This is a genomic window from Streptomyces sp. NPDC014656 (assembly GCF_043084305.1).
In the GTDB taxonomy this organism is placed as follows: Bacteria; Actinomycetota; Actinomycetes; order Streptomycetales; family Streptomycetaceae; genus Streptomyces.
In genome coordinates this window covers 201631-222818 of record NZ_JBIBZN010000014.1, presented here as the reverse complement: position 1 = coordinate 222818, position 21188 = coordinate 201631, and the positions used below count along the sequence as shown (strand labels likewise).

Here is a 21188-nt window from a genome sequence, read left to right as displayed (position 1 = left end):
GTGGAAGGACGACGACGGCAGCCGGGCTTCGGCGCCAGGGCGTACGAACTGACCGACGAGACCCCGGTGTACGTCATCTCGGTGGCGGCCCAGCTGTCGGGTCTGCACCCGCAGACCCTGCGGCAGTACGACCGGCTGGGTCTGGTCTCCCCGGACCGCACGGCCGGCCGCGGCCGCCGCTACTCGGCCCGTGACATCGAACTGCTCCGCCAGGTGCAGCAGTTGTCGCAGGACGAGGGCATCAACCTGGCCGGCATCAAGCGCATCATCGAGCTGGAGAACCAGGTCGCCGCGCTCCAGGCCCGCGTCGCCGAGCTCTCCTCGGCCGTCGAGGGCGCGGCCGCCGCGATGCGGCAGCGCGAGGCCCAGGTGCACGCCTCCTACCGGCGCGACCTGGTCCCGTACCAGGACGTGCAGCAGGCGAGCGCGCTGGTGGTCTGGCGCCCGGCGCCCAAGCGCGGCGAGTAGCCTCCGGCCCGACTCCGTACGGCCCCCTTCCGGCGAAGGGGGCCGTTCCGGCTTTCCGGGGCCCCGCGCGCCCGTCCCCGCCCCCTTGCCCCCGAGTCGGGCCGTCCTCGCATCCGCCCGTCCTCGCGTCGGACGTCCGGGCGGTCAGGGTGCGATGAGTTCGCCGACGATGTCGCCCGCCGTCTCCCACCAGGGCGCGGCGCCGGTGCCGAAGGCGGCGGCCAGCGCGGTGCCGACGGCCAGGTCGAGCGGGGTGGGACCGCCGTCCCAGTCGTCGACGACCCGTCCGTCGCCGTCGGAGCTCAGGGTGCCGATCCGCCGCCCGTCCCGGCTGAGCCGGCTCTCCCCGTAGGAGCAGGGCACGAGCCGGTAGCGGTGGCCGCCGGCGCGGACGTCCACCCGGTACGAGCGCCGCAGCAGCCGCCCGCGGGAGGGCCGGATCACGGCGGGCGCGCCGTCGACGGTGAGCGTCAGCAGGGCGGCCCTGCGGGTGCCGATGGGCGTGTGGGCGTCGGGGGGCGTCCCCGGGGCCCGTACGAGCTCCACGGGGGGCAGCCCGGCCCCGGTGACCCGGAGGGTGCCCGCGGGGCCGTCGAGCGCGACGTGTGCGTGCACGATGGTCAGTTGTCCCGTTCGAGGATGCCGGAGCGGGCGATGAGGTACCCGAGCTGGGCCCGGCTGCCGCTCCCCAGGGTGGCCGCGAGCTTGGCGATGTGCGCCCGGCAGGTCCGGACGTTCATGCCGAGCCGGCGCGCGATGGCCTCGTCGACGTGGCCCTCGACGAGGAGCGCGGCGATCGAGCGCTGGACGCCGCTGATGCCGCTGAGCTGCGGCTGGTACGTGACGGGCGCGTCCAGCGGGGTCGCCTGGAGCCAGAACTGGTCGAAGACCCCGCCGAGGTACTCGACGAGCCCCTGGTGGCGCAGTTCGAGGGCGATGGTGCGGTCGCGGCTGGCCGGCACGAAGGCGACCTTGCGGTCGACGATGATGAGCCGGTCGATGATCTCCTCCAGCGTGCGGACCTCGACCTCGGGTCCGATGCGCTCCAGGTACGCCAGGGTGATGGGCTGGTGGCGCGCGGTGTGCTGGTAGAGCGTGCGCATCTTGATGCCCCGGCCGAGCAACGGCCGCACCCGGCGCAGGGCTTCGCCGAAGGTGTGCGCGCTGCGGCCCTTCCCCGGCTGTACCGTGAGCAGTTCCGAGGTGCATTCGGCCACGGCGCGGTCCAGGTTGTCGTTGATCCGCTCCAGTCCTTCGAGGACGGTGATGGCGTGGGTCATCGACGGGTCGCGTGCGCCGAGGGCCATGAAGGGCTCGAAGGCGTCGGCGAGGGTGACGGTCTGGCGCCGCCGCTCCTGTATCTCCTTCTCCAGCGGGTCGAGGAGGCGGGCGAGGGCGGCCGAAGGGGCCACTGGACGGAGCCATTCGGCGTCGTCGGGGTCGGGACGCAGCAGGTCCAGCTCCATCAGGCAGGGAGCGGAAGAGATGTCGGAACGGGCGATCCGGCCTCCTCTGAGGGCCTCCGCGTAGAGCCGAGTGCCCGGTTCGCACAGGTCTGCGTGCGTGTGAGAATGCACCTTTTCGTCGGGCTCTATCCGCATACGTACACCCCCAGGCTCTTGCATTACAGGAACATGATGCATTGGGCGAGTGGTGGAAACGGGACGAGTGAGCGATCGTCGTGACTTGCGGGGGAGCAGGTAGTTACACACCTTCGAGTGAGGTTGCTCGGTCATGTCCAAGAAGCTCATACGCACCGTAGTCGGTGTCGCGCTGGTGGCTGCTGCAGCTGTGGGCGCGGTCACGGTGACCCAGGACCCGGGGTGGGGTTCGCAGACGAAGGTCGTGAAGGCGGACCCGGGTTGGGGTCTGCGCCAGGTCGTCGCCCTCGCCGATCCCGGTTGGGGTGTGGCGCCGGCCGCCGATCCCGGATGGGGGTCCGTGAGGGCATGACGGTTCCCGAAGACCCTCGTTTCCGACGCGAGATGGCGAGTGCCTACCGGTCCGGGTGGCACTTCATCGACCTCGTCACCGCGGTGCCGCGCCGTGGCGAGTCGTTGAAGGTCACCCTCTTCGGTGAGCCGATCGTCATCGTCCGCGAGGACGACGAGGACATTCGCGCCTATCGATGCCTCCGCCGCCCGCGCGGCGCCCCGCAGCCCGTCCGCTGTGCCATCAGGTACGGCATGATCTTCGTCAACTTGGACCAGCGCGACCACCAGCCGGTCGGGGCGAGGTTCGAGCCCGAGACCATCACCGCCACCCCCCGCAGCGCCTGAGCGATTCCCCCGTCGTTGTAGATCGCCCAGGTGCTTCCCCCACACAACGGCGCCATCGCGGACCTGAAACGCGATGGCGCCGTTGTGCTTCTCCGTTCCGGCCCCGGCCCGATCCGGCCCGGCCCCGGCCCGATCCGGCCCGATCCGGTCCTGCCCCCGTTCGGGCCTCGCCCTCGGCCCCCGGACCCGGTCCCGTTCCCGGTCCGGTTCCGCCCCCGGTCCGGCCCGGCCCCGGCCCCCGGTCCCGTTCCCGCTACGCGCGGCCCATCGCCCGGGTGAGGGTGATCTCGATGACGACCCGGTCGGGGTTGGGCGTCGGGGTGCGGCCGTAGCGGTCCGCGTAGCGGGCCACCGCGTCGGCGACCTCCGCCTCCTCCGTGCGGATCCGGGCGACGCCCTCCAGGGTGGCCCAGCGGCCCTTGTCGACCTGGCAGACCGCGACCGGCGCGCCCTCCGCGCCCGCCGCCAGGACGTTCGCGACCTTCCTGCTGTGCTTGTTGGTGATGACCCGCGCCAGGCCGTTCTCGGGGTCGTACGTGACGCCGACGGCCACCACGTGCGGGGTGCCGTTCGGGCGCGGGGTGGTCAGGGTGCACATGTGGTACTCGCGCCAGAAGCTGAGGTACGAGTCCGTGGGGTTCCTCGGGTCAGTCGCCATGCCCGGAAACTACCGCCGCCGCCCCCGGCGCCGATACCTTGAGCGGAATAGACTCAACTTTATGTACGCTGTATGAGTCAGTACAGACAAGGACCCAGAGGACCGCACCCAGGAGGAGACCCCGCACGTGGACGCCGAACTGACCAACAGGAGCCGGGACGCGCTGAACGCGGCGAGCAGCCGCGCCGTGTCCCAGGGGCACGCCGACCTGACCCCCGCCCATCTTCTGCTCGCACTGCTGGCCGGTCAGGACAACGAGAACATCACCGACCTGCTCGCCGCCGTCGAGGCCGACCAGGCCGCCGTCCGCACGGGTGCGGAGCGGCTGCTCGCCGCCCTGCCCAGCGTCACCGGCTCCACCGTCGCGCCCCCGCAGCCCAACCGGGACCTGCTCGCCGTCATCGCCGACGCCGACGCGCGCGCGAAGAGGCTCGGCGACGAGTTCCTGTCCACGGAGCACCTGCTCATCGGTCTCGCCGCCAAGGGCGGACAGGCCGGCCAGGTCCTGGACCGGCAGGGCGCGACCGCCCGCCGGCTCCAGGACGCCTTCGAGAAGGCCAGGGGAGGCCGTCGCGTGACCACCGCCGACCCGGAGGGCTCGTACAAGGCCCTGGAGAAGTTCGGCACGGACTTCACCGCCGCCGCCCGCGAGGGCAAGCTCGACCCGGTGATCGGCCGGGACCACGAGATCCGGCGCGTGGTGCAGGTCCTGTCCCGCCGCACCAAGAACAACCCCGTCCTCATCGGCGAGCCGGGCGTCGGCAAGACCGCCGTCGTCGAGGGCCTCGCCCAGCGGATCGTGAAGGGCGACGTCCCCGAGTCGCTGCGGAACAAGCGGCTGGTCTCCCTGGACCTCGGCGCGATGGTCGCCGGCGCGAAGTACCGCGGCGAGTTCGAGGAGCGGCTGAAGACCGTCCTCTCCGAGATCAAGGAGAGCGACGGCCAGGTCATCACCTTCATCGACGAACTGCACACCGTCGTCGGCGCGGGGGCCGGCGGCGACTCCGCCATGGACGCCGGCAACATGCTCAAGCCCATGCTGGCCCGCGGCGAGCTCCGCATGGTCGGCGCCACCACCCTCGACGAGTACCGCGAGCGGATCGAGAAGGACCCCGCCCTGGAGCGCCGCTTCCAGCAGGTCCTGGTCGCCGAGCCGTCCGTCGAGGACACCGTCGCCATCCTCCGCGGCCTCAAGGGCCGGTACGAGGCCCACCACAAGGTGCAGATCAACGACTCCGCCCTGGTGGCCGCCGCGACCCTCTCCGACCGGTACATCACCTCCCGCTTCCTCCCCGACAAGGCCATCGACCTCGTCGACGAGGCCGCCTCCCGGCTCCGCATGGAGATCGACTCCTCCCCGGTCGAGATCGACGAGCTCCAGCGCTCCGTCGACCGGCTCCGCATGGAGGAGCTGGCCCTCGCCAAGGAGACCGACCCGGCCAGCGTCCAGCGCCTGGAGAAGCTCCGCCGCGACCTCGCCGACCGCGAGGAGGAGCTGCGCGGCCTCACCGCCCGCTGGGAGAAGGAGAAGCAGTCCCTCAACCGGGTCGGCGAGCTGAAGGAACGGCTCGACGAGACCCGCGGCCGCGCCGAGCGCGCCCAGCGCGACGGCGACTTCGACACCGCGTCCAAGCTGCTCTACGGCGAGATCCCCACCCTGGAGCGCGAGCTGGAGGCGGCCACCGAGGCCGAGCGCGAGGTCCAGAAGGACACCATGGTCAAGGAGGAGGTCGGACCGGACGACATCGCCGACGTCGTCGGCGCCTGGACCGGCATCCCCGCCGGCCGCCTCCTGGAGGGCGAGACGCAGAAGCTGCTCCGGATGGAGGACGAGCTCGGCCGCCGGCTCATCGGCCAGACCGAGGCCGTCAGGGCCGTCTCCGACGCGGTGCGCCGCACCCGCGCCGGGATCGCCGACCCCGACCGGCCCACCGGCTCCTTCCTCTTCCTCGGCCCCACCGGCGTCGGCAAGACCGAGCTGGCGAAGGCGCTCGCGGACTTCCTCTTCGACGACGAGCGGGCCATGGTCCGCATCGACATGTCGGAGTACTCCGAGAAGCACTCCGTCGCCCGGCTGGTCGGCGCGCCTCCCGGCTACGTCGGCTACGAGGAGGGCGGCCAGCTCACCGAGGCCGTCCGCCGCCGCCCGTACAGCGTCGTCCTGCTCGACGAGGTGGAGAAGGCGCACCCGGAGGTCTTCGACATCCTGCTCCAGGTCCTCGACGACGGCCGGCTCACCGACGGCCAGGGCCGGACGGTCGACTTCCGCAACACCATCCTGATCCTCACCTCGAACCTGGGCAGCCAGTACCTGGTCGAGCCCCTGACCAGCGACGAGGAGAAGAAGCAGCAGGTCCTGGAGGTCGTCCGGGCCAGCTTCAAGCCCGAGTTCCTCAACCGCCTCGACGACCTGGTGGTCTTCTCCGCCCTCGACCGCGCCGAGCTGGGCCGCATCGCCCGCCTCCAGATCGACCGGCTCGCCCGGCGGCTCGCCGACCGCCGGCTCACCCTGGACGTCACCCCGGCGGCCCTGGACTGGCTGGCCGAGGAGGGCAACGACCCGGCGTACGGCGCCCGGCCGCTGCGCCGCCTCATCCAGACGGCCATCGGCGACCGGCTCGCCAGGGAGATCCTGGCCGGCGAGGTCCGCGACGGCGACACCGTCCGCGTGGACCGCTTCGAGGACGGACTGATCGTCGGCGCGGCGCAGTAGGACGGGGGCCGGGGCCGGGCGCCCGGGTACGGCTGCCGGGCGGGCGGTCTCCGGCCGGGAGCCCGCCCCCGTCCCCGCCCCCGTCCCGGCGTCCGGAACCGCGTCCTGTCAGCCCGCAGCGGATCCGCCCCGGCGGGGCTTGCCACGGACCGGCCGGGATGGGGGAGGATGGCAACATCCGTACGAAGGGAAATTCACGGTGAGCATCGACCCGTCCTCGATTCCGAATTTCGGGGGACAGCCCCAGCCTCAGGCAGGACCGGCGGGCCCCGTCGTCCCCGACCAGGACCTGGTGAAGCAGCTCCTGGAGCAGATGGAGCTCAAGTACGTCGTCGACGACGAGGGTGACCTCGCGGCGCCGTGGGAGGACTTCCGCACGTACTTCATGTTCCGCGGCGAGAACGAGCAGCAGGTGTTCTCGGTGCGCACGTTCTACGACCGGCCGCACTCGGCCGACGACCGCGCCAGGATCCTCGACGCGATCGACGACTGGAACCGCCGGACCCTGTGGCCGAAGGTCTACACCCACCTGCACGAGGAGGAGGACGGCTCCGCCACCCTCCGTCTCATCGGTGAGGCCCAGATGCTGATCGGCACCGGCGTCGCCCTGGAGCACTTCGTCTCCTCCACGGTGAGCTGGGTCCGCGCCTCCATCGAGTTCGACAAGTGGATCGTCGAGCAGTTCGGCCTGGAGTCCCCCGAGGACAAGGCCGAGGGCGAGGCCGACGAGGCCTGAGCCCCGTCCCCCGCGCGGAAGCCGGGTCCCCCTCGTGGGGGCCCGGCTTCCGCCGTTTCCTCACCCCAGCCGCTTGAGCCGGTCCACCGCCTCCTGGAGGACGTCGGTCCGCTTGCAGAAGGCGAAGCGGACGAAGGGGGCGCCGGCCTCGCGGTCGTCGTAGAAGACGGCGTTCGGGATGGCGACGACGCCCGCCCGCTCGGGCAGCGCGCGGCAGAAGGCGAAGCCGTCGCCGGTGCCGAGGGGGCGGATGTCGGTGGTGACGAAGTACGTGCCCTGCGGGCGGTGGACGGTGAACCCGGCCTGGGCGAGCCCCTCGCTCAGCAGGTCCCGCTTGGCCTGGAGGTCGGCGCGCAGCCCGTCGTAGTAGGCGTCGGGCAGGCGCAGGGCCTCGGCGACCGCGTACTGGAACGGCCCCGACGACACGTAGGTGAGGAACTGCTTCGCCGAGCGGACGGCCGCGGTCAGCTCCGGGCTCGCGGTGGTCCAGCCGACCTTCCAGCCGGTGAAGGAGTACGTCTTGCCGGCCGAGCCGATGGTGATGGTGCGGTCCCGCATGCCGGGGAAGGTCGCGAGCGGCAGGTGCTCGGCGCCGTCGAAGACCAGGTGCTCGTAGACCTCGTCGGTGACGACGAGCAGGTCCCGCTCGACGGCCAGCTCGGCGACGGCGGCCAGCTCGGCGCGGGTGAGGACGGTGCCGGTGGGGTTGTGCGGGGTGTTGAGGAGGATCAGCCGGGTCCGCGGGGTGACGGCAGCCCGCAGTTCGTCGAGGTCCAGGACGTAGCGGCCCTCGTGGGGGCGGAGGGTGACGGGGACGCGGGTGCCGCCGGCCATCGCCACGCAGGCCGCGTACGAGTCGTAGTAAGGCTCCAGGGCGATGACCTCGTCGCCGGGCTCGACCAGGGCGAGCAGGGCCGCGGCGATGGCCTCGGTGGCACCGGCCGTGACCAGGACCTCGCTGTCGGGGTCGTACTCCAGGCCGTAGCGGGCGCGCTGGTGGCCGGCGATCGCCCGGCGCAGCTCGGGGACGCCGGGGCCGGGCGGGTACTGGTTGCCGCGGCCGTCGCGCAGGGCGCGCACGGCGGCCTCGCGCACCTCCTCGGGGCCGTCGGTGTCGGGGAAGCCCTGACCGAGGTTGATCGATCCGGTCCTGGCGGCGAGGGCGGACATCTCGGCGAAGATCGTCGTCCCGAACTCCGCGAGCCGGCGGTTGAGCGGTGGCCTTGTCATGCCGGTCATCCTGGGCCGAAGCTCTGGACTTGCTCAAGTGCGCTTTGGGGCCGGCGCGGGGCGGGAATCCCCCGGGCGAAGGCGGCAGGGCGCCGCCGAACGGGGGCGATGACGATGGAAATCCTGATCACGGTGGTCATGGGCGTGCTGGTGGTCGGTCTGCTCCTGGCGGGAGTCGGGGGCACCAGGGGCGGCGGGCGGAAGCGGCGGCGCGGCGGGTGGTCCGACGGCGGGAGCGGCGGCTGCGGCTCCAGCTCGTGCGGTTCCAGCTCCGGCTGTGGGGGCGGCGGTTGTGGCGGTGGTGGCGGGGGTGACTGACGGGACTGGTGTGACAACGAGCCCGGCACGGGGCGGGATTGGCGTTCCGGAGGGCATTTCCGCTCGATCGCCGATCGATTCCGTTTGAACAAGTGAACTGTGGTGTCCCCGAAGGGGATGGAAACCACGGCAAGTTGGGTAAAAACGCTGCGAGTCGTCCGGCGTCCGTGGTTCTCTCGCTCCTGTCAGAGACAGCCCTCGGACCGTGTGTGGACCCGAGCCGGCGATCCCCCACTCCCGTTGAAACCCTCTCCGGGGCGCCCCCGGCCCACCCGTCAAACCGTGTTTGCGGAGCCGACCCATGCTCACCACCCTGAAGACCTCCTACACCGACACGCGCGCGGCCGACCTGGCCTGGGCGCTGGGCCGCGAACCGCTGCCCGCGCTCGCCGTGCTCGACCTCGAACTATCCGGTGCGAAACTGCAGTTGAGACTGCTCGGCGCCTCCCATCAGGTCCTCCTGGAGGAAGAGGGCCGGGCCTGCTCCGAGACCGTCGCCTGCATGCCGGGCAGCAGCACCCCGCTGCCGCTCGGCGTCTCCAAGCGCGTCGGCGAATGGGAGTACGAATTCGCGGCCCGCGTCGAGACGCTCACGCAGGGCTCCTTCGCGGGCCGGGCGCAGGAGCTGCTCGCGCTGGTCGCCGACCATCCCCACGGCCTGGCCGGGACGTTCCCCGGTTCGCCGCACGCCTTCACCGCGATGCTGGCGCAGCGTCACGAGGGGCAGGTGCGCTGGCGGACCTGGCACGCCTACCCGCAGGAGGGCCAGCTCGTGGTCACCCGTACCAGGATCGGCGCCCGTATGCCCGCCACGCTCTGACGCGCCTCCCCCTTGCCCCAGGTGCACTCGTGTGGGTGACAAGGGGCGAGGGGGTCGTGACGTAGCGTTACGAGCATGATCGAGCCGACCGTGACCCTGCCACCCACGAGGGTGCGACGCCGGCCGCCGCCGCGGCCGCGCGACACGGTGCGGTGGCCGATCCTCGTGGTGGTCTTCGTCTGCGCCGCCTGCGGTCTCGTCTACGAGCTCGAACTCGTCGCCCTCGCCTCGTACCTGATCGGCGACTCGGTCACGCAGGCGTCCGTCGTGCTGTCCGTGATGGTCTTCGCGATGGGCCTGGGCTCGCTCCTCGCCAAGCGGCTGCGCTGCCGTGCCGCCGTCGGCTTCGGCCTGGTCGAGGGCGCGCTCGCGCTCATCGGCGGCACCTCGGCCCTGGTGCTGTACGCGTGCTTCGCCTGGCTCGGGGAGTCGCGCTGGGTCCTGGTGGTCTTCTCGCTCGGCATCGGGGTGCTCATCGGCGCGGAGATCCCGCTGCTGATGTCGCTCATCCAGCGGGCCCCGGAGCGGTCCGGCGCCGGCGGCCGGACCCCCCGGGCCGGCCGGGCGTCCCGGCCCGGCGACCCCGACGACGCGGCGGGCACGGTCGCCGACCTCTTCGCCGCCGACTACGTGGGCGCGCTCGTCGGCGGCCTCGCCTTCCCGTTCCTGCTGCTGCCCTGGCTGGGCCAGCTCACCGGCGCGCTCGTCACCGGCGCGGTCAACGCGGTCGCGGGCGCCGCCCTAGTCCTCTGGTTCTTCCGCCGCGACCTCACCGCCCGCACCCGCGCGCTCGTCGTCGGCGTCAACCTCGCCGTCCTCGGCGTGCTCGCCACCGCGACCGTCCTCGTCGACGACTTCGAGGAGGCCGCCCGCCGGGCCGTGTACGGGGAGCGGGTGCGGGTCGCCGTCCACACCGACCTCCAGGAGGTGGTGGTCACCGGCGGCCGCGAGGGCCCGCCCGACCTCTACCTCGACGGCCGGCTGCGGGTCGCCGGAGCGGACGAGTACCGCTACCACGAGGCGCTCGTCCACCCCGCGATGAACGGCCCGCACGCGCGCGTCCTCATCGTCGGCGGCGGCGACGGCCTCGCCGCCCGCGAAGTCCTCCGCTACCCCGGCGTCCGCTCCGTCACCGTCGTCGAACTCGACCCGGGCGTCGTCCGGCTCGCCCGCACCGACCCCGCCCTCGCCGCGCTCAACGGACAGGCCTTCCGCGACCCGCGCGTGGGGGTCGTCCACGCCGACGCCTTCAACTGGCTGAGGGGCGCCGCCGGGCGTGTGCAGGAACGGTACGACGTGGTGATCTCCGATCTGCCCGACCCCGGGATCACCCCCAGCACCAAGCTGTACGCCCAGGAGTTCTACGGCCTCGCCGCCGGCGTCCTCGCCGACGGCGGCCGGCTCGTCGTGCACGCCGGGACCGCCACCGACCGGCCCCGCACCTACTGGACCGCCGACGCCACCCTGCGCGCCGCCGGCTACGCCACCCGGCCGTACAGCACCGAGGGCCGCGCCCCCGGCTTCGCCGCCGGCCCCGACCGCGCCGACCGGACCAGCGGCAGCCGCCACGAGCCCGACGACTGGGGCTTCCTGCTCGCCGTCCGCGGCCACCGGCCGCCCGTCCTCGCGCTCGCCGCCGACGCGCCCCCGCTCCGCTCCCTCGCCCCCCGCGACCTGCCCGCCGCCGCCCGGCGCGCCGAGCGCACCCGGCTCACCGGGCTGCCGCCGTCGACGCTGGTGCACCCCCGCTACGGCAGCTGAGCGGGCGACCCGGGAGGGGCCCTCCCGGGTCGAACGGGCGACGCCGGGCGCCCCGCTGAGTAGGCTCGGCTCCCATGGAGCATGAGGTGTTCGTCCCGGTCCCGGCCGAGGCCCTGCGGGCCACCCTCACCGACCCGGCGCGGGTGGCGCGCTGCGTCCCCGGCCTCCAGCGCGACGCCTCCGAGGCGGGCGAGGACCTCGTCGGCCGGTTCCGGCTCCGGGTCGGCGGCCACACCATCACCTACCGGGGCGGTCTGCGGATCGTCGAACGGGACGGCGCCATCACCTACGAGGGCGAGGGCACCGAGGCCCGCGGCAAGGGCGTCGTCGAGATCTCCCTGACCGTCGTCCTCACCCCGGCGGCCGAAGGCACCGGGCTCAGCTTCACCGGCGCCCTCGCCTCCACCGGACGGCTCGCCGAGGAGCCCGAGGAGGCCCGGGACGCCGCCCGTGACCGCCTCCTCGACGCCTTCGTGGAGGCCGCCGCCGCCCTCACGGCGGAGACGGCGGGCGCGGTCGGGCAAGCGGATCCCGCCGGGACGGCGCCCGAGCCCGGGGATCCCGCCGAGTCCGCCGAGTCCGTGGAGGAGGCCGGTCCCGAGGGGCGGACCGCCTTCGGGACCGGGGCCTTCGACGGCGGACCGGGCTTCGAGGAGGACGTGTTCCCCAAGCCCGCCGCGCCCCCGGAGTTCCCCGCCGCGAAGCCCGCCGAGGCCGCCCACGCCCGGCGGACGATGATCGGCCGCAGCGCCGAGGAGGTCGACCACGCGCCGCCGCGCGGACGGTACGCCCCCGTGCCCGCCCCCGAGCAGGGCGGCGCCGGCGCCACCCTCCGCTGGGTCGCCCCCGCCGCCGCCCTCGCCCTCGCCTCCGCGGTCATCGTCACCCGGGCGCTGCGCCGGCGCCGCTGAGGGCCCGCCGCGATGACGGCCCGGACGGCGGCCCCCGGCGGCGGCCCCGGGCGTCCGGGTGGAAAAGCCCGCGGGGAAAGTCCGCGTTGAAACGGTCCAATCCAGCGGTCCCCAGGACTTAGGGTCGGGGCGTGAGCAACCTGACGCGACTGACGGCGGGCGACGCCGAGCTGACCATCAACCCCGAGCACGGCGGCCGGATCGAGAGCCTGCGCATCGCCGGCACCGAGGTCCTGAAGCAGGGCGAGCGCTACGGCAGCTTCCCGATGGTGCCCTGGTGCGGCCGGACCGAGAACGGCCGGTTCCGTGACGGGGCCACCACCCACCAGCTGCCCGTCAACGCCGCCCCGCACGCCATCCACGGCACCGTCCGCGACCGTGCCTGGACCCTGGCCCGGTCCTCCGCCACCGAGGCCGTCCTCACCTGCGAGCTCGACGACCCGTGGCCGTACAAGGGCCGGGTCACCCAGGTCTTCGAACTGGCCGAGGACCGGCTGACGCTGCGCTTCGGCGTGGAGGCGTACGACGACTCCTTCCCGGCGCAGGCCGGCTGGCACCCCTGGTTCCTGCGGAACCTCGGCGGGGGCGGCGAGGACGTGACGATCGGCTTCACCCCCGCCTGGCAGGAGGAGCGCGGCGAGAACCACCTGCCCACCGGCCGCCGCGTCGCCCCCCTCCCCGGCCCCTGGGACGACTGCTTCGGGATGCCCGACGGTGTCGACGTCACCCTCACCTGGCCGGGCGAGCTGGAGATCGGGGTGACCAGCCGCGCCGAGTGGGTCGTGATCTACGACGAGCCCGAGGACACCGTCTGCGTCGAGCCGCAGTCCGGCCCGCCGAACGGCCTCAACACCCACCCGCGCCTGGTCACCCCCATCGACCCCCTGGAGGTCGAGAGCGTCTGGGCCTGGCGGCGGCTGTGAGCCCGGCGCCCTTAAGCTCGGGGGCATGACTGACGTACGCGCTGAACTGCTCCAGCAGATCAAGGACAAGGCCGTGGTGCACGGCAAGGTGACCCTCTCCTCGGGTCTGGAAGCCGACTACTACGTGGACCTGCGCCGGATCACGCTGGACGGGGCGGCGTCGCCGCTGGTCGGCCAGGTCATGCTCGACCTGGTCAAGGACCTCGACTTCGACGCGGTCGGCGGCCTCACCCTGGGCGCCGACCCCGTCGCCACCTCGATGCTGCACGCCTCCGCCGCGCGCGGCGAGCGCCTGGACGCCTTCGTCGTCCGCAAGGCCGCCAAGGCCCACGGCATGCAGCGCCAGGTCGAGGGCCCGGACATCAAGGGCCGCCGGGTCCTGATCGTCGAGGACACCTCGACCACCGGCGGCTCCCCGCTGACCGCCGTCGAGGCGGCCCGCGCGGCCGGTGCCGAGGTCGTCGCCGTCGCCACGATCGTGGACCGCGCCACCGGCGCCGGCGAGAAGATCAGCGGCACGGCGGGCGTCCCGTACCTCTACGCCTTCGCTCTCGACGAGCTCGGACTCTCCTAGTCGCACGGACGAACCGCCGCGAAGTCGTGACTTAGGTCCCGGACCCCGCCCCGTGCGGTTCTGACCTGCGCTTTTACCGAAAGGCGGGGTGTTTCACGTGAAACACCCCGCCTTTCGGCACGCGGTGCCCGTGGGAGCCCGTACGAGAGTCTGGAAAGATGGCACCGACGATGACGTCGCCCTAGGTCAGGGATACAGCAACGCACACCCGCACATCACAAGGAGCGGACGAATGCCCATCGCAACCCCCGAGGTCTACGCCGAGATGCTCGACCGGGCGAAGGCTGGCAAGTTCGCCTACCCGGCCATCAACGTGACCTCCTCCCAGACCCTCCACGCGGCGCTGCGCGGGTTCGCCGAGGCCCAGAGCGACGGCATCATCCAGATCTCGACCGGTGGCGCCGAGTTCCTGGGCGGCCAGTACAGCAAGGACATGGTCACGGGCGCCGTCGCCCTGGCCGAGTTCGCCCACATCGTCGCCGCGAAGTACGACGTCACCGTCGCGCTGCACACGGACCACTGCCCGAAGGACAAGCTGGACGGCTACGTCCGCCCGCTCCTGGAGGTCTCCGCCGAGCGCGTCGCGCGCGGCGAGAACCCGCTGTTCCAGTCGCACATGTGGGACGGCTCCGCCGAGACCCTCGCCGACAACCTGGCCATCGCCCAGGAGCTGCTCGCGAAGGCCGCCGCCGCCAAGATCATCCTTGAGGTCGAGATCACCCCGACCGGCGGCGAGGAGGACGGCGTCAGCCACGAGATCAACGACGAGCTGTACACCACCGTCGACGACGCGATCCGCACCGCCGAGGCCCTGGGCCTGGGCGAGAAGGGCCGCTACCTGCTCGCCGCCTCCTTCGGCAACGTGCACGGCGTCTACAAGCCGGGCAACGTCGTCCTGCGCCCGGAGCTCCTCAAGGACCTCCAGGCCGGCGTCGCCGAGAAGTTCGGCCAGGCGTCCCCGTTCGACTTCGTCTTCCACGGCGGCTCGGGCTCGACCGCCGAGGAGATCGCCACCGCCATCGAGAACGGCGTGGTGAAGATGAACCTCGACACCGACACCCAGTACGCCTTCACCCGTCCGGTCGTGGACCACGTGTTCCGCAACTACGACGGCGTCCTGAAGGTCGACGGCGAGGTCGGCACCAAGTCCACCTACGACCCGCGCACCTGGGGCAAGCTCGCCGAGGCGGGCATGGCCAAGCGCGTCACCGAGGCGTGCGAGGCGCTGCGCTCGGCCGGCAAGAAGCTGAAGTAACGACCGTGACCGAGGGGCCCGGCATCCGAGGAGGGTGCCGGGCCCCTCGCACACCCGCAGGAGGGACGATGGACGACTTCGACGAGGTGCGGGACCGGCGGGGCACCTGGTCCGTGCAGTGGGACGGCGTAGCGGACCGCTTCGGCGTCCCCGACCTGCTGCCCTTCACCATCTCCGACATGGACTTCGCCTCCCCGCCCGTGGTCCTCGACGCGCTGCGCGACCGGGTCGGCCACGGCGTCTTCGGCTACACCGACTGGCGGCTCGGCGGCGACGACGGCTTCCGGGAGGCGATACGCCACTGGTACGCGAGCCGGTACGACACCGCGATCGACACCGACGCCCTCGTGTACGCGCCCTCGGTGCTCAGCCAGCTCTCCCAGCTCCTCCAGATGTGGACGGAGCCCGGCGACGGCGTCGTCGTCCACACCCCCACCTACGACGGCTTCCGCAAGGCCGTCACCGGGCTCGGGCGCGAACTGCGCGGGGTCCCGGTCGGGGACGGCGAGGCGCTGGAGCGGGAGCTGGCCCGCCCGGACAGCCGGATGCTGCTGCTCTGCTCCCCGCACAACCCGACCGGCCGGGTGTGGACCGAGGAGGAGCTCACCGGCTTCCACGAGCTGGCCGAACGGCACGGCGTGAGCGTGGTCAGCGACGAGATCCACGCCGACCTGACCGCCGACGGCCACCGCCACGTCCCGTGGAGCCGGATCGCGGAGCCCGGCCCGGGGCGCCGCTGGGCCCTGATCACCTCCGGGACCAAGGCCTTCAACTTCCCGGCCCTCTCCGGCTCGTACGGCATCGTCGGCGACCCCGCCGAGCGCGCGGAGTTCCTGCGGCGGATGGAGACCGCCGAGGGCCTCGCCTCCCCGGCCGTCCTCTCGCTCACCGCCCACATCGCCGCCTACCGGCACGGCGCGCCCTGGCTCGACGGGCTGCGCGACTACGTCGCCGGGACGATGACGATGCTCGCCCGGCGGCTCCGCGAGGGCCTGCCGGGGGTCGAGTGGAGCCCCCCGCAGGCCGGCTACCTCGCCTGGATCGACCTCCGGCCGCTCGGCATCGACGAGGACCGGCTCCAGGAGGAGCTGATCCGCACCGAGAAGGTCGCCATCATGCCCGGCGGGACGTACGGCACCCCCGGCTTCGTCCGGCTCAACGTCGGCTGCCCCCGGTCCAAGGCCGAGCGGGGCGTGGACGCGCTGGTCGGGGCGGCGGCACGGCTGCGGACCCGCTGAGCCCGTGACCACGGACGCGGACCCGCCGGCCCCGTGACCGGGGAGGCGGGGAGCGCGGGTCCGGGGGACCATGCAGGCATGAGCGCGGCCGGCCCCGAAGTGCGGATGGCCTCCCGAAGCGGGCGGTGGATCGTCCTCACCACCGTCCTCGGCTCCGGGATGGCCCTGCTCGACTCGACCGTCGTCAACGTCGCGCTGCCGCACATCGGCGAGGACCTCGGCGCCGACCTCGCCGTCCTCCAGTGGACCGTGAACGCGTACATGCTGACGCTGGCCGGGCTCATCCTGCTCGGCGGCTCGCTCGGTGACCGGTACGGGCGCCGGCGGGTCTTCGTCGTCGGCGTGGTCTGGTTCGCCCTCGCCTCGCTGCTGTGCGGACTCGCCCCGGACGCGGGCGTGCTCGTCGCCGCCCGCGCCCTCCAGGGCGTCGGCGGGGCGCTGCTCACCCCCGGGTCGCTCGCCCTGATCCAGGCGAGCTTCCACCCGGACGACCGGGCCCGGGCGGTGGGCCTGTGGTCCGGTTTCGGCGGCGTCGGCGCGGCGGTCGGGCCGTTCGTCGGCGGCTGGCTCGTCGACGGACCCGGCTGGCGGTGGGTCTTCCTCCTGAACGTGCCGCTCGCCGCGCTCTGCGTGCCGGTCGCGCTGCGGCACGTCCCCGAGTCCCGCGACGAGGCGGCGCGGGGCCGCCGTTTCGACGTGCTCGGGGCGGTGCTCGGCGCGGCGGCGCTCGCCCTCGTCACCTACGCGCTGATCGACGCGGTGTGGTGGGCGGGGGCGGCGGGCCTGCTGGCCGGCGCCGGGTTCGTGCTGGTGGAGCGGCGGCGCGGCGAGCGGGCGATGGTGCCGCCGTCGATCTTCCGGTCCCGCCTCTTCACGGCGGTGAACCTCGTGACGCTCTGCGTGTACGCGGCCTTCGGCGGCTTCTTCTTCCTCGCCGCGCTCCAGCTCCAGGTGGTCTCCGGCTACTCCGCCCTCGCCGCCGGGACGGCGCTGCTGCCGACCACCGTGCTGATGCTGCTGCTCTCCGCGAAGTCCGGCGAGCTGGGCGAGCGGATCGGGCCGCGCGTCCCGCTGACCGTCGGGCCGCTGCTGTGCGCGGCCGGGATGCTGCTGATGCTGCGGGTCGGGGCGGACGCCTCGTACGCGCGCGACGTGCTGCCGGCCCTCGTCGTGCTGGGCCTGGGCATGACGGTCCTGGTCGCGCCGCTGACCGCGACCGTGCTCGCCTCCGTCGACGTCTCCCGCGCCGGGCTCGCCAGCGGCGTCAACAACGCGGCGGCCCGGGCGGCGGGGCTGGTCGCGGTGGCGGCGCTGCCGCTGCTGACGGGGATGGGGCCGGAGGCGTACCGCTCGCCGGCGGAGTTCGACGAGACGTTCGGGAAGGCGATGCCGATGTGCGCGGCGGTGCTGCTCCTGGGCGCCGCCCTCGCCTGGACCACCCTGCGCACCCCCCGGCCGGCCGCCTGCCACCCCACCTGCAGGACCCACTGCGCCGTCTCCGCCCCGCCCCTGGACCCGGGCACCCCGTGACCCCCGCCCCCGGGGGCTCTGGGGCAGACTGGGGGGATGGTTACGCATGAGAATCTGCTGGGCGGGCCCGCGCCCACCCTGCTGCCCGACGACCCCGGTCCCCGCGAGGCGCTCGCGCAGGGCACCGCCCCCGCCGAAGTCGCCGCGAAGTACCCGACGTCCTCGCTCGCCTGGGCGCAGCTCGCGGACGACGCCTTCGAGGCCGGCCGCGTGGTGGAGTCGTACGCCTACGCCCGCACCGGCTACCACCGGGCGCTGGACGCGCTGCGCCGCAACGGGTGGAAGGGCCACGGCCCGGTGCCGTGGGAGCACGAGCCGAACCGCGGCTTCCTGAGGGCGCTGCACGCGCTGGCGCGGGCCGCCGGGGAGATCGGCGAGCAGGCCGAGTACGAGCGGTGCACGACCTTCCTGCGGGACTCCTCCGAGACGGCCGCCGAGACCCTGGGCTGACCCCCGCCCCTCCGGGCCGCCGCGCCCCCGCCCCTCCGGGCCGCCGCGCTCCTCGGCCCACCGGCCCCTCCCGGCCGGCCCCCGGCTGCCGTGCCGCGGGCCGGCCGGCCCCTTCCCGGCCGCCGTGCCCCCGGGCGGGCCGTCGGCCTCAGGCCGGTACGATCCCCGGACCGGCCTGAACAGGGGGGAACTGTCATGGGCAAGCGGGGGGCGACCGACCGGCGCCGACAGAACCGACATAGTGGGCGGGGCCGCCGCGGCGGGACGCGTGTCACGCGCCGCGGCCGGCTCGTCCTGTCGACCCTGGTGCTGATGGGCGTCTCGCTCGGCGCGGGCGTGGCGCTCGCCCACTTCCAGGGCCTCCAGGACTCCGCCGCCCCCGCCGCCGGCGCCCCGCTGTCCGCGTCGTCCCCGGCCCCGTCGGAACCGGCGCCGACGCCGTCGCCGAAGCCGACCCCGAGCAAGAAGCCGAAGCCCAAGCCGTCGCCGAAGCCGACCGCGACGAAGAAGAAGCCCCCGACCGTGCCGCAGTCCGGGCCGGGCACCTTCACCACCGCCACCGCCTCCGGGAAGATCACCGGCACGAGCGGCACGCTGCGCCGCTACCGGGTGCAGATCGAGGAGGGCGTCGACCTGTCGGCGCGCGGGACCGCCGAGGAGATCGAGGCGATCCTCGCCCACCCGCGGAGCTGGGCCGCGCACGGCCGGGGCCGCTTCCAGCTGGTCGCGTCGGACGCCGACTTCGTGATCCGGATCGCGACCCCCGACACCGCCGACGCGCTCTGCGCCCGGCAGGGCCTCAACACGCACGGCGAGCTGAACTGCGAGACCACGGACGGCGTCGTGGTGAACCTCAAGCGCTGGATGCTGGGCTCGCCGACCTTCGCCGGACCGCCGGAGCGGTACCGGCACCTGATCATCAACCACGAGGTCGGGCACGAGATCGGCATCCGGCAGCACATGGGCTGCGGAGGCCCGGGGAAGCCGGCGCCCGCGATGATGCAGCAGATCAAGGGCCTCAACGGCTGTCGTTCGAACGAATTTCCGTACAGCGAAGACGGGATCTACATCACCGGTCCGATCGTGTCATGATGCGCGTGGGACGCGCGCGAAGAAGCACGCCTCCCGAGGGGACCGGAGCTCCCGCGGCGCACCGCAGCGTGCGCGCGGTGGAGCGGACCGCTACCCGGTAGCCCGTACCGAGGAGACAGCAATGTCATCCACCCCCCCTCCCGGCGCCTCCGGAGCCGGCTCTGTCGTCGACGCCCCGAACCTCGACTTCGCGGGGACGACGCCCTACGAGGACTACGTCCAGGCGGACGTCCTCACCCACCTCCAGCACCTCCGCTCGGACGACCCCGGCGAGATGGTCTTCCTGGTCACCACCCAGGTCATGGAGCTGTGGTTCACGGTGATCGTGCACGAGTGGGAGACCGCGAGCCGCGCCCTGCGCGAGGACCGCCTGCCGGTCGCGATCGACGCGCTCAAGCGCTCGGTGCGCGAGCTGGAGACGCTCAACCACTCCTGGCGCCCGCTCTCCCAGCTCACCCCCGCCCAGTTCAACGCCTACCGCGGCGCGCTCGGCGAGGGCTCCGGCTTCCAGTCGGCGATGTACCGGCGCATGGAGTTCCTGCTCGGCGAGAAGTCGGCGTCCATGCTCGTCCCGCACCGGGGCGCGCCCCGCGTCCACGCCGAGCTGGAGAAGGCGCTGCACGAGCCGAGCCTGTACGACGAGGCGCTCGGCTTCCTCGCCCGCCGCGGCCTGCCCGTGCCCGCCTCCGTGCTCACCCGTGACCTGGCGCAGCGGTACGAGCCCTCGCCGCAGGTCGAGGCCGTCTGGACGGCGCTCTACGCGGAGCCCGAGGCCGACGGCAACGCCGAGCTCGTCCGCCTCGGCGAGGCGCTCAGCGACGTCGCCGAACTGGTCTGGCGATGGCGCAACGACCACCTGGTGGCGACCCGCCGCGCGATGGGGTCCAAGACCGGCACCGGCGGCTCCGCGGGCGTGGCCTGGCTGGAGAAGCGCGCCCAGAAGAACGTCTTCCCCGAGCTGTGGACGGCGCGCAGCCATGTCTGACCTGTACGAGCGGGCCCAGGAGCCCGCCCCCGCGCCCGCGTCCGCCCTCCGCGGGGAGGCCGCGCGCCTCGACGCCGCCGACCCGCTCGCCGGCCACCGCGCGAAGTTCGCCCTCGACGACGACACCGTCTACCTCGACGGCAACTCGCTCGGCGCGCTGCCCGCGCACGTCCCCGCCCGGATGGCCGAGGTCATCGGCCGCGAGTGGGGCGAGCTGCGGATCCGGTCCTGGGACGAGTCGGGCTGGTGGACCGCCCCCGAGCGGATCGGCGACCGGATCGCCCCGCTCGTCGGCGCCGCCGCCGGGCAGATCGTCGCCGGCGACTCGACCAGCGTGAACGTCTTCAAGGCGGTCGTCGCGGCGGCCCGGATCGCCGGGGAGGGACGCGACGAGATCCTGGTGGACGCGTCGACCTTTCCCACGGACGGGTACATCGCCGCCTCCGCCGCCCGGATGACCGGTCACCGGATCGTGCCCCTCGACCCGGCCGACATCCCCGCCGCGGCCGGCGGGCGGACGGCGCTCGCGCTCGTCAACCACGTCGACTACCGCACCGGCCGGCTGCACGACCTGCCCGGCACCACCGCCGCCCTCCACGCGGCGGGCGCGCTGGCCGTCTGGGACCTGTGCCACAGCGCCGGCGCCCTGCCCGTCGGCCTCGACGCGCACGGCGTCGACCTGGCGGTCGGCTGCACCTACAAGTACCTCAACGGCGGCCCCGGTTCGCCCGCGTACGTGTACGTCGCCGAGCGCCACCAGGACCGCTTCGACTCGCCGCTGCCCGGCTGGACCTCGCACGCCGACCCCTTCGGCATGGAGCCCGGCTACCGGGCCGCCGACGGGGCCGTCCGCGGCCGCGTCGGCACCCCGGACATCCTGTCCATGCTGGCCCTGGAGGCGGCGCTCGACGTGTGGGACGGGGTCGCGATCGAATCCGTCCGCGCCAAGTCCCTCGCCCTCACGGACTTCTTCCTGGAGTGCGTGCGGGCGTACGTCCCCGAGGGCCGGGTCACCCCGATCACCCCGGAGGCGCACGGCGAGCGCGGCAGCCAGGTGGCGCTGGCCTGCGCGGACGCCCCCGCCGTGATGCCCGAGCTGATCAGGCGGGGGGTCGTCGGCGACCTGCGCCCCGGCCTGCTGCGCTTCGGCTTCACCCCGCTGTACGTGGGCTTCGCGGACGCCGAGCGCGCGGCCCGCGTCCTCGCCGACGTACTGGCCGGGACGCCCGCCACGGCGTAGCCGACTC

Annotated in this window: 21 protein-coding genes; 17 read left to right on the top strand and 4 right to left on the bottom strand. The window is 73.6% G+C overall.

All coding sequences use genetic code 11. From position 1 onward, the window contains the following. Window positions 1–468: a heat shock protein transcriptional repressor HspR gene (locus ACF1ED_RS28570; RefSeq protein ID WP_391765238.1), complete on the top strand. Its 468-nt coding sequence runs from the start codon at window positions 1–3 to the stop codon at window positions 466–468. A 144-nt stretch (window positions 469–612) separates the two neighbouring features. Here the strand turns inward: ACF1ED_RS28570 and ACF1ED_RS28565 are convergent, their stop codons facing one another. Both ACF1ED_RS28565 and ACF1ED_RS28560 read right to left on the bottom strand, forming a co-directional pair. Further along, entirely contained in the window at window positions 613–1083 is a 471-nt protein-coding gene (locus ACF1ED_RS28565; RefSeq protein ID WP_391765236.1) for a hypothetical protein, read from the bottom strand. A gap of 5 nt (window positions 1084–1088) precedes the next feature. Beyond that, complete coding sequence (locus ACF1ED_RS28560; protein ID WP_391765234.1) at window positions 1089–2069, bottom strand: helix-turn-helix transcriptional regulator; 981 nt, start codon at window positions 2067–2069, stop codon at window positions 1089–1091. A 133-nt stretch (window positions 2070–2202) separates the two neighbouring features. Between ACF1ED_RS28560 and ACF1ED_RS28555 the strand changes: the two genes are divergently transcribed. Next, window positions 2203–2421, top strand: a complete 219-nt coding sequence (locus ACF1ED_RS28555) for a hypothetical protein (protein ID WP_391765233.1) — start codon at window positions 2203–2205, stop codon at window positions 2419–2421. Further along, window positions 2418–2747: a (2Fe-2S)-binding protein gene (locus tag ACF1ED_RS28550; RefSeq protein ID WP_391765231.1), complete on the top strand. Its 330-nt coding sequence runs from the start codon at window positions 2418–2420 to the stop codon at window positions 2745–2747. The genes ACF1ED_RS28555 and ACF1ED_RS28550 overlap by 4 nt, the downstream gene beginning before the upstream one ends. A 253-nt stretch (window positions 2748–3000) precedes the next feature. Here the strand turns inward: ACF1ED_RS28550 and ACF1ED_RS28545 are convergent, their stop codons facing one another. After that, on the bottom strand, window positions 3001–3405 hold the full coding sequence (locus ACF1ED_RS28545) for a pyridoxamine 5'-phosphate oxidase family protein (RefSeq protein ID WP_391765229.1): 405 nt from the start codon (window positions 3403–3405) through the stop codon (window positions 3001–3003). A gap of 127 nt (window positions 3406–3532) precedes the next feature. Between ACF1ED_RS28545 and clpB the strand changes: the two genes are divergently transcribed. Both clpB and ACF1ED_RS28535 read left to right on the top strand, forming a co-directional pair. Further along, entirely contained in the window at window positions 3533–6118 is a 2586-nt protein-coding gene (gene clpB / locus ACF1ED_RS28540; RefSeq protein ID WP_391765227.1) for an ATP-dependent chaperone ClpB, read from the top strand. A 199-nt stretch (window positions 6119–6317) separates the two neighbouring features. Continuing rightward, on the top strand, window positions 6318–6854 hold the full coding sequence (locus tag ACF1ED_RS28535; protein ID WP_391765225.1) for a YbjN domain-containing protein: 537 nt from the start codon (window positions 6318–6320) through the stop codon (window positions 6852–6854). Window positions 6855–6914: 60 nt separating this feature from the next. Here ACF1ED_RS28535 and ACF1ED_RS28530 read toward each other — a convergent pair whose 3' ends face one another. Continuing rightward, a complete protein-coding gene (locus ACF1ED_RS28530) occupies window positions 6915–8093 on the bottom strand; it encodes a pyridoxal phosphate-dependent aminotransferase (RefSeq protein WP_391765223.1) in 1179 nt (392 codons plus the stop codon). A 610-nt stretch (window positions 8094–8703) separates the two neighbouring features. Between ACF1ED_RS28530 and ACF1ED_RS28525 the strand changes: the two genes are divergently transcribed. The 12 genes from ACF1ED_RS28525 (at window position 8704) to kynU (ending at window position 21181) form a co-directional block, all read left to right on the top strand. Beyond that, a complete protein-coding gene (locus ACF1ED_RS28525) occupies window positions 8704–9222 on the top strand; it encodes a DUF2617 family protein (RefSeq protein ID WP_391765221.1) in 519 nt (172 codons plus the stop codon). A gap of 75 nt (window positions 9223–9297) precedes the next feature. Further along, window positions 9298–10983, top strand: a complete 1686-nt coding sequence (locus ACF1ED_RS28520) for a polyamine aminopropyltransferase (RefSeq protein ID WP_391765219.1) — start codon at window positions 9298–9300, stop codon at window positions 10981–10983. Between the two features lie 74 nt (window positions 10984–11057). Further along, window positions 11058–11894, top strand: a complete 837-nt coding sequence (locus tag ACF1ED_RS28515; protein WP_391765217.1) for an SRPBCC family protein — start codon at window positions 11058–11060, stop codon at window positions 11892–11894. A 131-nt stretch (window positions 11895–12025) separates the two neighbouring features. After that, entirely contained in the window at window positions 12026–12817 is a 792-nt protein-coding gene (locus ACF1ED_RS28510; protein WP_391765215.1) for an aldose 1-epimerase, read from the top strand. 25 nt (window positions 12818–12842) lie between these two features. After that, window positions 12843–13391, top strand: a complete 549-nt coding sequence (gene pyrE / locus ACF1ED_RS28505) for an orotate phosphoribosyltransferase (protein ID WP_359529726.1) — start codon at window positions 12843–12845, stop codon at window positions 13389–13391. 232 nt (window positions 13392–13623) lie between these two features. Then, the gene (gene fbaA, locus ACF1ED_RS28500) at window positions 13624–14646 is read left to right on the top strand and encodes a class II fructose-bisphosphate aldolase (protein ID WP_391765213.1); all 1023 of its coding nucleotides are present in this window, start codon (window positions 13624–13626) and stop codon (window positions 14644–14646) included. 68 nt (window positions 14647–14714) lie between these two features. After that, entirely contained in the window at window positions 14715–15884 is a 1170-nt protein-coding gene (locus tag ACF1ED_RS28495) for a MalY/PatB family protein (RefSeq protein ID WP_391765211.1), read from the top strand. 78 nt (window positions 15885–15962) lie between these two features. Next, window positions 15963–17414 carry an MFS transporter gene (locus ACF1ED_RS28490; RefSeq protein ID WP_391765209.1) on the top strand — a complete coding sequence of 484 codons (1452 nt, stop codon included), beginning with the start codon at window positions 15963–15965 and terminating at the stop codon, window positions 17412–17414. Between the two features lie 36 nt (window positions 17415–17450). After that, window positions 17451–17864 carry a DUF3151 domain-containing protein gene (locus tag ACF1ED_RS28485; RefSeq protein ID WP_383453822.1) on the top strand — a complete coding sequence of 138 codons (414 nt, stop codon included), beginning with the start codon at window positions 17451–17453 and terminating at the stop codon, window positions 17862–17864. A gap of 195 nt (window positions 17865–18059) precedes the next feature. Beyond that, on the top strand, window positions 18060–18956 hold the full coding sequence (locus ACF1ED_RS28480) for a DUF3152 domain-containing protein (protein ID WP_391765208.1): 897 nt from the start codon (window positions 18060–18062) through the stop codon (window positions 18954–18956). A gap of 121 nt (window positions 18957–19077) precedes the next feature. Beyond that, complete coding sequence (locus ACF1ED_RS28475) at window positions 19078–19941, top strand: tryptophan 2,3-dioxygenase family protein (RefSeq protein WP_391765206.1); 864 nt, start codon at window positions 19078–19080, stop codon at window positions 19939–19941. Beyond that, complete coding sequence (gene kynU / locus ACF1ED_RS28470) at window positions 19934–21181, top strand: kynureninase (protein ID WP_391765204.1); 1248 nt, start codon at window positions 19934–19936, stop codon at window positions 21179–21181. The genes ACF1ED_RS28475 and kynU overlap by 8 nt, the downstream gene beginning before the upstream one ends. Window positions 21182–21188: the final 7 nt, after the last annotated feature.